We start from the raw sequence: 13,264 nt of genomic DNA on the forward strand, positions 1-13,264 counted from the left end.
AAGGATATAAAAATAAAGCTTTTTTGAAGATAGGAGAGAAAAAGTTTTTGGACATTATTATAGAGAAAATATCAAATTTTGACGAAATTATAATTTCATGTAGTGATAAAAAATTATTTAGTAATTATAGTGGTATATCCAAAATAGTTGAAGATGATATTCAAGATATAGGTCCGATTTCAGGAATGTATAAATCTTTAAATGAAAGTAGAAACAGTAAGGTTGTAATACTTTCAAGTGATATGCCATTAGTACGGGAAGAATATATAAAAAAACTAGGTACATATGAATTTAATGAAGATGCTTTAATAACCTTTACTAATGGTTCATCTCAACCTCTTTGTGGAGTGTATGATAAAAAAGTAAATAATACAATAAGAACCTTAATTGAAAAGAAAAGTTATTCAGTAAAAGAACTATTAAAGTGTATAAGTGTTAGATATATATTTCCAAAGGAGAGTACTTTCTTTGGAAATGTAAACAATTTGGAAGATTACATAGATATTTGTTCTAAGAGTATGCAAATGAAAGGAATTAGGAATAATAGCTGATTTATAGTGAGATAATAGATATGTAACAGATATAATGATAAAAAATTAACATTTACAAATAATTATTTAAGATATACAATTAAGGAGAATTATTATTAATAGAAATAAATTATCCAAGGAGGAGAAACAATGAAAGTTGTAGTTGTAGGTTGTACTCATGCTGGAACAGCAACAGTAGTTAATTTAAAGGAAATGCATCCAGAATGTGATGTTACTATATATGAAAGAAATGATAATATTTCTTTTCTTTCTTGTGGAATAGCTTTACAAGTTGGTGGAGTAATAGCTGAACCGGAGAAATTATTTTATAACTCTCCAGAAAATTTAGCTAAGTCTGGTGTAGTAACTAAAATGAAACATGATGTCTTAGATATAGATTTTGATAATAAAAAGTTAAGGGTTAAGAATTTATTAAATGGAGAAGAATTTGAAGATTACTATGATAAACTGGTTTTAACTATAGGGTCTTGGCCAATAGTACCAAAGTTTGAAGGTGGAGATTTAGAAAATATAGTTTTATGTAAGAATCATGACCATGCAGAAGTTATTGTTAAAAAGACAGAACATGCTAAAAATGTAGTTGTTATTGGTGCTGGATATATAGGAGTTGAACTTGCTGAAGCCTTTGAATTAAAGGGTAAGAAGGTTACTTTAATTGATGCTGAAGAAAGAATAATGGCAAAATACTTAGATAAGGAATTCACAGATATAGCTGAAAATGAATTTAAGTCTAAGGGTGTTAAATTAGTTCTTGGAGAAAAGGTTGCAAGATTTGAAGGAGAGAATGGTAAAGTTCAAAAAGTTGTAACTGATAAGGGAAGTTATGAAGGAGATTTAGTAGTACTTTGTATTGGATTTGCTCCAGCAACTAAGATTGTTCAAGGTAAGTTAGATACATTAAAGAATGGTGCAATAATAATTGATGAATATATGAGAACAAGTAGAGAAGATGTATTTGCAGCTGGTGATTGCTGTGTTGTTAAATATAATCCTGCTAATGAAGAAAGATATATTCCTCTAGCTACAAATGCAGTTAGAATGGGGACTTTAGTAGCAAGAAATATTGAGAAGCCTACACTTAAGTATATGGGAACTCAAGGAACTTCAGGTATCAAAATATATGACCAATGTATTGCATCTACTGGAATGACAGAAGAAGTAGCTAAGGCTACAACTAATTTTAATGTTGCTTCTGTTTCCATTAAAGATAATTATAGACCAGAGTTTATGCCTACTTTTGAAGAAGCAATGGTTAAACTTGTATATAACAAAGATACGAGAGAAATATTGGGAGGTCAAATTATATCAAAGATTGATCTGACACAAATGATGAATACTTTATCAGTTGTAATTCAAAATAAAATGACAGTTGAAGAATTAGCAATGACTGATTTCTTCTTCCAACCACACTTTAATAAACCATGGAGCTTATTAAATGCTATTGCATTAGAAGCTTTATAAAATAAAAATAAATGGCTAGGATAAAAATCTTAGCCATTTTTTGTTATAATTAAATAAAAACTATGGAAGAGGGGGCTATTTATGATTAGGGAAGTGAAGTTGAGTGATGCAAAGGCGATAGTTGATATATACAATTACTATATATTAAACACAAATATAACCTTTGAAGAAAAGCAGTTAACGGTAGATGATATGGAAGAAAGAATAATTGAAAAGACGGCTAAGCATCCTTGGATTGTTTACGAAAGAGATGGACAAGTTATTGGATATGCATACTTAAGTGGATGGCATAGTAGATCTGCTTATAGATATTCAAATGAAGCATCTATTTATTTAGATAGTAATGAAAAGGGGCATGGGATAGGAAAGGAACTGTTTGGCCAGTTATTAGAGGTTTCTAAAGGTTATGGGGTACATACTATTGTTTCAGGAATAACAATTCCCAATACAGAAAGTATATCACTTCATGAAAAGTTTGGATTTAAAAAGATAGCAGAGTTTGAGGAAATAGGATTTAAAAATAATAAGTGGCTAAACGTTGGATATTGGCAAAAGCTTTTATAGAAAAGCGATGACGATAAAGAGAGAGCTTCAATTAGCTCTCTCTTTTAATATATTACGCTAGGAATCTGAACGTCCTATTACGCTATATTATAATTAAATTATATGCTTAAAAATAATAAAAAACAATAAAAAATAATAATAAACGATAATAAACAATAATAAACAATAAAATGTGATATAATTACATTAATACATTCAAGGGGATGATTAGATGTTTTTAGAAGAACGTTATGATAAAATAATCAAAATGGTTGAAGATAAAGGAAGGATGTCTGTTAAAGATCTATCTTCAATTTTTAAAGTGACGGAAGATTGTATCCGTAAAGATTTAAGAGAACTAGAAAAGCGCGGTAAAGTAAAAAGGGTTCACGGGGGAGCTATAACAAATAGAAGTCATAATGACATTAAACATATAAATGAGAGAAAAGAAATAAATAGTGGTAAAAAGCAAGAGATAGCCAAAAGAGCCTTTAATGAGATAGAAGATGGGGACATTGTATTCTTAGATGTTTCTTCAATAAATTTAGAGCTTTCCCAAATAATTGGGAGTGGCTCTAAAAAAGTAATTGTAGTATCTAATATGCCACAGGTAGCAACTGTATTAAATGATAGCAAAGATAATATTACTTTAATTATAGTAGGTGGAGAATTTAATAAAAAGGTTGGGGCAATGCTTGGGGCATTTACTAACCAATATATTAGTCAGTTTACCTTTGATAAGTCATTTGTAGGCGTTTGTGGAATAAATGAAGAGACAGGTTGGATGAGTACATTCAATATGGAGGACGGAGCTACAAAGAAAACCATAATAGATAATTCTAATAAGAGCTATTTAGTTATGGAAGAAGAAAAGTATAATTATGATGAATTCTATAAATTTGCTAAATTAGATGATGTTTCAGGAATAATAACTGAAGATAGAACTGTATATAATTTTTAATTAATAAAAGAAGACTGTATTAGAATTGCTACAGTCTTCTTTTCATGATTAAAAGCCTCGTTCATTACGATTTTTTCGTATATTACTAATAATTTTTTCTAAAACCTTATCTATGCATTCACCAATCATAATTAAAATAAATAGTCTTGGATACTTAAATAGTATATAAATAAATATACCGATAGCAACTAGGCAAAATGTAATTAAAAATATGGTGAATTTTCCTGCAGCTATAGATTCTTCTTCGGTTAAATCTTCATCTAAATCCTCATCAAGTAACTTTTCAATTTTCTTTCCCAAGAAAGGAGTTGTAAATCTTTCAACAACAAATAAAATCCAGAATCCATTCAATGAATTTTTATATAGATATATATATACAGGAAGTGTTAGAAGACATAATATAAAGGGTATGCTTGTCCTAATGTATTTCATCAATTTAACCATCTCCTACTAATAAGAAATACTAACACACAAGGTGATAAATAGGGAGTTACATTTGTAACTTCCTATTTATTTTTACTTAAATCTATTATAGTAATTGATCCACGGGAAAGTTTAACCATACCCTCTTTTTCAAAATATTTAAGCATTCTAGAAACAACCTCTCGTGCTGTTCCTAGGTCATTAGCTATATTTTCATGAGTAACTTTTATAACTTTTTTATTAAAGCTTTCAAGATATTTTATTAGCCTTTTATCAAAACTAGTAAAAACAATATCTTGCATAATCCACATAACTTCAGAAAATCTTGATTGAGTTAAATCTAAGATATATTGATTAAGTGACATGTTATTTTGAGAAAGCTTTTGCAAATATTCACTAGGGAATACTATTGCTTCTGTATGCTCTAAAGCATCAATATTTATATTAAACTGTATGTTTTTAAAAATACATGATGCTGATAATATACAGGAATAACCTTTTTCAAGTCTATATAAGGTTATCTCTTTACCTTCGTCAGAAGTTAAAAAGGCTCTAAGGGTACCACTTAATACAGTTATAAACCCATTACAATTTTTATCAGAAAAGTAAAGGGAATCATCCTTTGAATAGGTTACATGAATTGCTTTGGAATTAAAGAGATCTTTATCTTCTTTAGTTAATTTACTATAAAATTGTGTGTTTTTTTCTAAAAAGTCTATATCAAATTTATTTAGCATTATATTATCTCCTAATATTTAACTAATGTCATTATATGAATAAATAAGGAAAAACTCAAGCGTGAGGTTTGATATTTAACAGTAAAAACTATGATTGTATAGTAATTAAAGTTATAATACAAATAAGGGGGGATGGGAAATGGTTAAAAACATAATTTTTGATTTAGGTAATGTAGTTCTTAAATATGATAATTTAGCGTATTTGAAAAGTAAGATTGAAGATAGTGACAAGATAGACAAGCTACGTGAAATCGTATTTAGAGGACCAGAGTGGATTATGTTAGATGAAGGGACAATAACAGAGGAAACAGCTATTGAACAAATCTGTAGAAATAACCCTGAGTTAGAGGCGGATATTAGGAATGTTTTTGATAATTGGTATTCCTTGTTAGAACCAATAGAATCAACAGTAGAAATAATTAGTGAATTAAAAGAAAAAGGATATAAATTATTTTTTCTATCTAATTTTCATGATAAAGCATTTCAAGTTGTAGCTGAAGAATATCCATTTTTCACATTATTTGATGGTGGCGTAGCATCTTATAGAGAGAAAATAATTAAACCAAATTTAGAGATATATAGAATATTATTAGATGGATATAACCTAAAGCCTGAAGAATGTATATTTATTGATGATGTAAATGAAAATATTATTGCTGGAGAACAAGTTGGAATAAAAGGAATTCATCTTAGGGATGTAAGTATTTTAAGAGAAGAGCTAGAAAAATATTTAGTGGAATGATTAGGAGAAATGGCTGGGCCATTTCTCTTTTTGGTTAAGTTTTCTTATCTCTATTATTCCCAAAAATTATCTACACCACATTATAATGGCATCTTCGTTATTGTCTTTATAATATTTCTTACGTATACCTTCTTCTTTGAAATTATACTTTTTATAAAGATTTTGTGCAGGGGCGTTTGAAGCTCTGACTTCTAAAGTAAGAGAGTTACAACCCCAATTTTTACAATGTTCTATTAAAGAAGAAAGAAGTATGCTACCAATCCCTTTTCCTCTAAAGTTTGGGTGTACAGCAATATTAGTAATATGCCCTTCGTCAACAATAGTCCAAACACCAGCAAAACCAATAACCTTATTATTTTCTTTGGCAACAAGGTATTTAGCTAGGGGATTAGAAAGTTCCTTTTTAAAGGCTTCTTTGCTCCAAGATTCCTTTAAAGATAAAGAACTAACTTCTAAAACATCTTCTAAATCACATTCTTCCATTAAAGTAATAGATATATTACTCACTCATTCTCATCCTCTTTTCTAATTCTCTTTCAGCTTGAGGTTTCTTTAAATAAACAGGAGCAGAGTTTGGATCATCCTTAATTCCTTGTTTTAAAAGATTAAGGCCTAATTCACCTATAGATGAAGCTCTAGTTAAGCTTACATGGTTAGATGCAAATTTTGCATTAGGGAAGTTTGCCTTAATATATTCCTTATGCTTAAGTAATCCATCACCAGTAAATATAACTTCTTCATTTTTTTCTTTTAGCATTTCTAAAAGATCAGGAAGTTCCATAGGGGTTGGCTCCATTATATTTTTAAATTCTCCATCTTCATTTTTATAAAGAGCAGTATAAACATTTTCCCTTAATGCATCCATAATTGGACAAATGATTCCATTAAAGTAAGAAAGGCTATAAGCTAATCCATCAAGAGAAGAAAGGCTTATATAAGGCTTGTTTGCTCCAAAGCTTAATCCCTTAATTGTAGCCATACCTATTCTTAAACCTGTAAATGAACCAGGTCCTTTAGAAACAACAAATCCATCAATATCATTTATTGTTAATTCACAATCCTTTAAAAGATTTTCAATCATAGGCATTAATAAGACAGAATGTTCCCTCTTATCATTAATAACATATTCACCTAGTAAAGTATCATCATTAAGTAGTGCAACAGTAGCTACCTTAGATGAAGAGTCTATACTTAAAACTATCATATTTTTAGCTCCTTTACGTAATCATATCTATCTCCATAAGGGGTAACTTTAATGTTTCTAAAATCTTCCCCCTTAGATAAGTCCTTTGAAATGTGTATATGTATGTATTCTCTTGGTAATATTTCCTCTATGTAGTTAGCCCATTCTATAATAGAAACAGCATCTGAGAAAATATAATCATCAAATCCTATTGCATAAATTTCATCAGGATCGCTAACTCTATAAACGTCAAAGTGATTTAATTTTAAACGTCCACGTTCATATTCATTTACAATAGTAAATGTTGGACTAGTTATATTTTCGTTTATATCAAGACCTTTAGCTATTCCTTTTGTTATGTGAGTTTTACCTGTACCAAGGTCACCAGTTAAGCAAACAATATCACCAGGATTTAAAAGTTTGCCTAAGTTAAAACCAATTTTAGTAGTTTCACCTATACTTTTTACTTCAAAAATCATATGTAAAATCCCTTTCATAAACTATTCTATCTTATTATTCTATCCAAAAAGGAGATAAAAGAAAAGTCTTTATCCCCTTACCACATATTAAAGGTTGAAAATTTTTTGTGGAAAGTGTAAAATTTTTTTTATATGAACAGAAAATTTGTAGTAATTTTGTATACATTTTAATTTCATATGTTGATATAATATATAATAGGGAATTAACTGGTAAGTACCAGGGGGTGATATATTGAAGAAGGTTACCTTTGGAATGTTATTAATAACATTTCTACTATTTTTGGGGATAGGAGTTTCTTCTAATCCACTAATAGCGAATACTGTTGATAGAGAAGATACAAGCAGAGATGTTTATTTAAATATTATCACTTGTAATAAGATACAATATGAAATGGTAAAAGATATTGTTGGAAATAAACACAATGTTCAATATATGTTTAATGATGAACAAGCATCTAAGGATTTTAAATATACAGATGAAACCATAAGTAATATTTCAAATATGGACTTGTTCTTTTATAATGGAAATATAATGGAACCTTGGCATGATGAGTTGATTTCAAATCTTAATAAAGGTAACTTAGGAATTATTAATTCTTCTAGAGGAATTAGAACAGTTAATTTTACTGGAGAAAACTCAGGGAAGGAAAATCCATACTATATGGTTGGATATGATGAGTATAAGATAGCATTATATAATATAAAAGTTGCTATTCAGGAGAAAGACCCTAAAAATAGGGAGCTTTATGAAGAGAATTACAATAAGGTTATTAAGAGTATAGATGAAGTTTTAAAAACATATGATGATAAAAAGTCAGTTATAAAGGAATATAGCTATATTGCTTTAGATGATAAGTTAGATTATTTCTATAGAAATATAGGAATATCTCCAATAAAACTTAATGGTAAAACTATAAACCAGGTTATTAAGGAAAATAGGATAGATCCAGCTAAGGTTATAGTTTTAAAGGACAAGGAAACAGTTTTTGAAGATATAAACTTTAATACTATTGAATTAAATGGATATAGTGGAGCTGATTCGGCTAGGAAAGTATTATTAGATAATTATAATGCATTTTATAATAATTTTTCAGTTAAAGAGAATAATAGTGGGCATGAATAGATTTTATTCATGCTCTATTTTTACAGTTTTAAGGAGTAAAAGTTGTGATAGACTATATAATCACCTGATAATTTAGAAAGAAATATTTTTTTGAACAAAAAAGTTGATTTTTGAATAAGATTATTATATAATCAAACTTGTCTCGAAGGGGTATGGCTCAACGGTAGAGTAGTGGTCTCCAAAACCATTGGTTGTGGGTTCAAATCCTACTGCCCCTGCCACAAAGATCGTAAGCGAAATGCTTACGTTTTTTTTTATTTTGGTATTATTGTAAGTATTAAAGAAATTATTAAATTATATTGAAGACTAGGATAAAATAAGTATCCTAGTTTTCTATTTTATTCATAAAAGGATAAAAAACTATTCTTGCGTGATAATTAATATTGTCTTGGTAAAAGTTATATATATGTAATTATTGTTACAATTTAATTACAAAAATAAAATTATAAGAATGAAAAAATATCAAATTTTAAAATATTTACGTGAAATAGTTTAAAATTATCAAATGAGTATTATTGTAACTATTAATAAAGTAAACAATAACGCTTACATAGTAAAAATGTATAAATTATAATTATAAGCAAAAGTTGACTAAATATTCCATATAAATATAATTAATACTGATAAACTAAAGGAGGATGAAGATTTAGATGGATGAGATCCGAGAAGAATTAGGTATAATTGTTGGGGACCTATACATCAAATATGGAGGGACAGAAGAAATTTTAAAATTAAATAGTATTTTAGATACTCTTGTATTATTAGAGATGAAAGAAATTAATAAGAACATTTGTGAGCTACAGACATCCGTTTAAGATATTTGTTTAGAGTTAGTTAGTGGGTTCAATCTACTGGCTAGCTCATTTTTTTTATAATAATTAAGTTGACAATATTACAAGGCAAGTATTTAATAGTGTTTATAATAAAAAAATGTAGAGTTTTTTAGATAAGATGAAGAGGGAAATTTATATTTTTAATATATCCCATCCTCATATGAGAGAATGGGGTGGATATTTGTTTTGATGTGACTTGGAGCCAGCGACGGAACAAGCAAAATAAATATCTACCCCACCTTTTTTATTTATTAAATAAAAAAGGTGAATTAAATATATGAAATGGTACAAGATAAATTGTAATGGGTTTTAATCTATAAGTAATAAGGAGGAAAAAAAGTGAAATATAGAGTAAGGCGATCTTTATTATTTTCTTTAGGTATGCTTGTTTTAATCTTTATGCTTGGTGCAAGTGTTCCTAGTGTTAAAGTTTTTAATATAGAGGAACAAACTTATAATGAAGATTATGCTAATAAAAAAATTATATATCTAACTTTTGATGATGGACCAAGTTCTAAGGTAACGGATGGGGTGTTAGATGTATTAAAAGAAAAGGATGTAAAAGCAACATTTTTTCTTATTGGAAATCAGATAAAAGATAGAGAAGATGTAGTAAAAAGAATTCATAATGAAGGTCATGGTATAGGTTTACATACATATAATCATAAATTTAAGTATGTTTATCGTAATGAGGATACATTTATAAAAGAGATGGTAGAATGCAGGAATGAGATAAATAGAGTAGTTGGAGTCTCTCCTAATATAATTAGATTTCCAGGAGGCAGCTACAAACACTTAAGTAAACAGTTTTTATCCAAGTTGCATGATAATAACTTTAAAGTTTATGATTGGAACTTAGATAATACAGATGGAATGAATCAAAAGCTTGACCCTAATGTTTTATATAAGAAAGCTATTAAGGGAAGCGAAAACTTACATCCTATAATACTGCTTATGCATTGTACAGATATGAATAAAAATACTTATAAAGCTCTTCCAGATATAATAGATTATTATAAAAATGAAGGATATCAGTTTAGAATTATAGATGAAAACACACCAGAGATGTATTTTAGGATTAAATAAGATAAAAGGAAAGTACCACATTATTAAAGAATATGTGGTACTTTTTATTATTTAATTTAAATTCTTAATTTTAAATAAAAGTATTACCCCCAATATTGAAACTAAGCTCTCAGTAATAGGGAATGCTAGCCACACCCCAGTTAAGCCTACTAATGCAGATAGTATAAAAGCCATAGGAATTATAACAACTAATCCTCTTAATAAAGAAATAATTTGAGCTAGGAAGGCTTTTTCCATAGAGCTAAAAAGCATAGGAAGAATAATATTAAATCCTACAAATATTACAGCCATAAAATAAAGCTTTAATCCATTTGTTGCAATACTCTGCAATACAATGTTATTTTCACTATTAAATATTTTAGCAATTGGGTCTGCTAAGAAAAATATAATTAGATAGAGTATGAATGAAATAATAGACATAGTTATCATTGCATATTTAAATATTAACTTAATACTTTTTATATCATTACCTCCATAAGATTTGCTTATAAGTGGTTGAATTCCTTGAGCAATACCAGTATATACTGCTACAACTACAAGAGATAAATTTGCAACTATTCCATATGCAGCAACACCTACATTACCTATGAGATTAAGTATAATCATATTAAAAACAATAATTACAATTCCAGAGGAGACCTCTGTAACTAAGGATGGAAAACCTAATGATAAAGTATTGCGTGCTATCTTAATGCTAGGTTTTATTTTTATAAAATGAAATTGATTTTTTCTCTTTATGCGGTGTAGGGATAGTATAAGCATACTAATTATAGGAGCTAGTCCTGTTGCAAATACAGCTCCAAATATTCCAAGTTGTAATGGAAATATAAATATATAATCTAAAATTATATTAGATAAGCTTCCACCAAGCATTGCATACATTGATAATTTAGGGCTGTTATCATTTCTTACAAAGCAAATTAGTACATCATTCATAATGAAAGCAGGAGCAAATATAAGGATGAATTGTAAATATGTATTTGTCATTTTAAAAACATCAGAATCTGCCCCTAAAGCAGTAGTTAAAGATTTAGAAAGAAAAATACCAATTAGTACAAATCCAATAGATAGAACAGTAGCTAAACATAAGGTGTTTGTAAAGATGGTATTTGCATTTTTATTTTCTTTATTACTTTTAAAAATTGAATACTTTGTGGCACCACCTATTCCTAGCATTAAGCCACTTCCATGAATAAAGCTATATACAGGTATAGCTAAGTTAAGTGCTGTTAAACCATTTTCGCCTAATCCCCTTGAAACAAAAAATGTATCTGCTAATATATAGCATGATAAGCCAATCATACCTAAAACATTTAATGTAGAGTAGCGGGCGAATTCCTTAAATTGAGATTTATTTTTCATATAGTCCTCCTAAAAAATAAAGCGCCAGAATGTCCTATCTCCAAAAGGCCTACGGATAGGATAACTGACGCTTAACATATTTACCCGGCGGCAAACATGTATCTTGTATTTACTTACCAGAAATTGTAGCATAACCTTTGAAAAAAGGCAATGTCATCTAGGTGACTTGTCTTTATACAAAAATAAAAGTTCTTATATTTATATAATTATATATTTCATCCACTGTATTGAAGATTTTTATAAACTTTTTAAAAAGTTAGCTATATATTCTTTTGATTTAAAATTATCTGGTGTATTTAAGTATGTATTCTCTAGTAAGAGTGAAACGGAATTAACTAAAGGAGTATTAGTGGTAAATTTAGAATCTAAAAAATTATTATTATTATTAACAAGTAAAAATTCATTTTTTTTGCACCAGCAGTAGAATAAATTATTATTAAATTTGGATATGTCGGGAATAAGACAAATATTATAAGAGTCAGTATTTAATAAATAATCTATTAAGCAAGATATATGACTTTTAAATTGTTCTTTAGTAAGGATTAGGTTTGGCGCTATGTCTGACATACTTTCATATATAATAGATTCTTTATTTGAAAATTCTATAAGATCATTAATAGAATAAAAATCTATATTAAAAAAGTTAGGATTCTTATGTAATGAATTCTTAATAGATTTAAAACAATTGAAATAAAATTCCCTATCTATTTCATTATCAACTGAATTACAAAGTATTTCGTAATATAATTTATCAGACATTATAGATGTTAGAGGAAAAGAACCATAGTTATAATAAGAATTTTTAATAGAATCTTTATTAGGTAGTTGAATGTTATTAACCTCAAATTTATCTAATACTTCAGAAATACTTACATTGTAGAAAGTGGGATATGATCTAGAAAGAATATTTTTACCCCATCCTGTATAAAATTTTATGCTGATTGGATCCTTAAATAAAGTACTGTAAAACTGTGTTTCATTATCAACTATTTGGCTTGAAGACATAAAGACTCCATTATGTTCCATTATGTGAAAACAATAATTGTAATAGTTATCAAGGGAATCAATAAAATATAAAAAATTACAATTTTTATGATTTATTAATGGAGATAAATATAATCCGAGCTTTAAACTATTGCTATTTGAATATACAAAATTCAAATTACATCCCATATCTAAGAGCATTAAAGTTTTATTTATCCATTCATTTCTAAAATCTTTATTATCCATCATTAAATCTAATGACTTACAAAATACAAATAATAAATTTTGAGGTTTTCCATATGAAATAGCGGAGTTCAGAAAATTAAGAATTCCTAAAAGTGCGTTCTTTTCATCATCATAAATTGAGATGTTAGCTGAATATATAGAACCATTATTAATAAAGTTATCAATAATTTGTTGGTAGTTATTAATATCATCAAAGATGAATTTTTTTATTGAAGTTATTAATGAAGAAGTATTACCTAATGAATTATTAGGTATATGATAAATTGATGAAAATAATTTTTCAAGGAATTCAATTTCTAACTCTTTATTTCTTTCAATTAAAAAATCAATAGCATTATCAAAGTAAGCAGCATTAGTATCTATTTTTCTCGAACCATTTTTCCATTTGCTTACCAAGCTTCTATCTACATTTAAAGCTTGTGCCATTTTTGATGGAGAAATTTTCAAGCTTTTTAATAAGTAGCTAAATCCATTAGAGTACATTTTATCTCCTCCGTTTTCAAAATAATTAATAATATATTATAAGACAAGCTGTAAATATTATCAATAA

15 protein-coding genes and 1 tRNA gene are annotated in these 13,264 nt (G+C 27.8%); 9 read left to right on the top strand and 7 right to left on the bottom strand.

The window, feature by feature from the left end:
• Positions 1-23: 23 nt before the first annotated feature.
• From I4V16_RS14795 to I4V16_RS14810, 4 genes are all read left to right on the top strand, one after another.
• Positions 24-551, top strand: a complete 528-nt coding sequence (locus I4V16_RS14795; protein ID WP_242979713.1) for a molybdenum cofactor guanylyltransferase — start codon at positions 24-26, stop codon at positions 549-551.
• A gap of 129 nt (positions 552-680) precedes the next feature.
• Entirely contained in the window at positions 681-2,012 is a 1,332-nt protein-coding gene (locus I4V16_RS14800) for an FAD-dependent oxidoreductase (RefSeq protein WP_049179527.1), read from the top strand.
• A gap of 81 nt (positions 2,013-2,093) precedes the next feature.
• Positions 2,094-2,576, top strand: a complete 483-nt coding sequence (locus tag I4V16_RS14805) for a GNAT family N-acetyltransferase (protein WP_195542131.1) — start codon at positions 2,094-2,096, stop codon at positions 2,574-2,576.
• A gap of 211 nt (positions 2,577-2,787) precedes the next feature.
• On the top strand, positions 2,788-3,516 hold the full coding sequence (locus tag I4V16_RS14810) for a DeoR/GlpR family DNA-binding transcription regulator (protein ID WP_195542132.1): 729 nt from the start codon (positions 2,788-2,790) through the stop codon (positions 3,514-3,516).
• A gap of 48 nt (positions 3,517-3,564) precedes the next feature.
• Here I4V16_RS14810 and I4V16_RS14815 read toward each other — a convergent pair whose 3' ends face one another.
• Positions 3,565-3,948, bottom strand: a complete 384-nt coding sequence (locus I4V16_RS14815; protein ID WP_049179524.1) for a hypothetical protein — start codon at positions 3,946-3,948, stop codon at positions 3,565-3,567.
• A gap of 74 nt (positions 3,949-4,022) precedes the next feature.
• Positions 4,023-4,676, bottom strand: coding sequence for a Crp/Fnr family transcriptional regulator (locus I4V16_RS14820; RefSeq protein ID WP_049179523.1), 654 nt, complete (start codon positions 4,674-4,676; stop codon positions 4,023-4,025).
• Between the two features lie 139 nt (positions 4,677-4,815).
• Between I4V16_RS14820 and I4V16_RS14825 the strand changes: the two genes are divergently transcribed.
• Positions 4,816-5,418 carry an HAD family phosphatase gene (locus I4V16_RS14825; RefSeq protein WP_053089754.1) on the top strand — a complete coding sequence of 201 codons (603 nt, stop codon included), beginning with the start codon at positions 4,816-4,818 and terminating at the stop codon, positions 5,416-5,418.
• A 66-nt stretch (positions 5,419-5,484) separates the two neighbouring features.
• On the opposite strand, the gene rimI is transcribed toward I4V16_RS14825, so the two are convergent.
• The 3 genes from rimI to tsaE are packed head-to-tail and all read right to left on the bottom strand — an operon-like array spanning position 5,485 to position 7,080.
• The gene (gene rimI / locus I4V16_RS14830; protein WP_049179532.1) at positions 5,485-5,901 is read right to left on the bottom strand and encodes a ribosomal protein S18-alanine N-acetyltransferase; all 417 of its coding nucleotides are present in this window, start codon (positions 5,899-5,901) and stop codon (positions 5,485-5,487) included.
• 16 nt (positions 5,902-5,917) lie between these two features.
• The gene (tsaB, locus tag I4V16_RS14835) at positions 5,918-6,622 is read right to left on the bottom strand and encodes a tRNA (adenosine(37)-N6)-threonylcarbamoyltransferase complex dimerization subunit type 1 TsaB (protein ID WP_195616778.1); all 705 of its coding nucleotides are present in this window, start codon (positions 6,620-6,622) and stop codon (positions 5,918-5,920) included.
• Positions 6,619-7,080: a tRNA (adenosine(37)-N6)-threonylcarbamoyltransferase complex ATPase subunit type 1 TsaE gene (gene tsaE / locus I4V16_RS14840; RefSeq protein WP_049179521.1), complete on the bottom strand. Its 462-nt coding sequence runs from the start codon at positions 7,078-7,080 to the stop codon at positions 6,619-6,621. Before tsaE ends, tsaB begins: the two co-directional genes overlap by 4 nt.
• A 232-nt stretch (positions 7,081-7,312) precedes the next feature.
• Between tsaE and I4V16_RS14845 the strand changes: the two genes are divergently transcribed.
• The 4 genes from I4V16_RS14845 to I4V16_RS14860 all read left to right on the top strand — a co-directional run bounded on the left by I4V16_RS14845 (position 7,313) and on the right by I4V16_RS14860 (position 10,122).
• Positions 7,313-8,203, top strand: coding sequence for a zinc ABC transporter substrate-binding protein (locus I4V16_RS14845; RefSeq protein WP_049179520.1), 891 nt, complete (start codon positions 7,313-7,315; stop codon positions 8,201-8,203).
• Between the two features lie 146 nt (positions 8,204-8,349).
• Positions 8,350-8,424, top strand: a tRNA-Trp gene (locus I4V16_RS14850).
• A 429-nt stretch (positions 8,425-8,853) separates the two neighbouring features.
• Entirely contained in the window at positions 8,854-9,018 is a 165-nt protein-coding gene (locus tag I4V16_RS14855) for a hypothetical protein (protein WP_153246658.1), read from the top strand.
• 357 nt (positions 9,019-9,375) lie between these two features.
• Positions 9,376-10,122: a polysaccharide deacetylase family protein gene (locus I4V16_RS14860; protein ID WP_049180090.1), complete on the top strand. Its 747-nt coding sequence runs from the start codon at positions 9,376-9,378 to the stop codon at positions 10,120-10,122.
• A gap of 51 nt (positions 10,123-10,173) precedes the next feature.
• Here the strand turns inward: I4V16_RS14860 and I4V16_RS14865 are convergent, their stop codons facing one another.
• Positions 10,174-11,484, bottom strand: a complete 1,311-nt coding sequence (locus tag I4V16_RS14865) for an MATE family efflux transporter (RefSeq protein ID WP_049180089.1) — start codon at positions 11,482-11,484, stop codon at positions 10,174-10,176.
• Positions 11,485-11,721: 237 nt separating this feature from the next.
• A complete protein-coding gene (locus I4V16_RS14870) occupies positions 11,722-13,197 on the bottom strand; it encodes a helix-turn-helix transcriptional regulator (RefSeq protein ID WP_049180088.1) in 1,476 nt (491 codons plus the stop codon).
• Between the last annotated feature and the right edge of the window lie 67 nt (positions 13,198-13,264).

The organism is Clostridium sp. 1001283B150210_160208_E6 (assembly GCF_015669365.1).
GTDB lineage: Bacteria > Bacillota > Clostridia > Clostridiales > Clostridiaceae > Clostridium > Clostridium paraputrificum.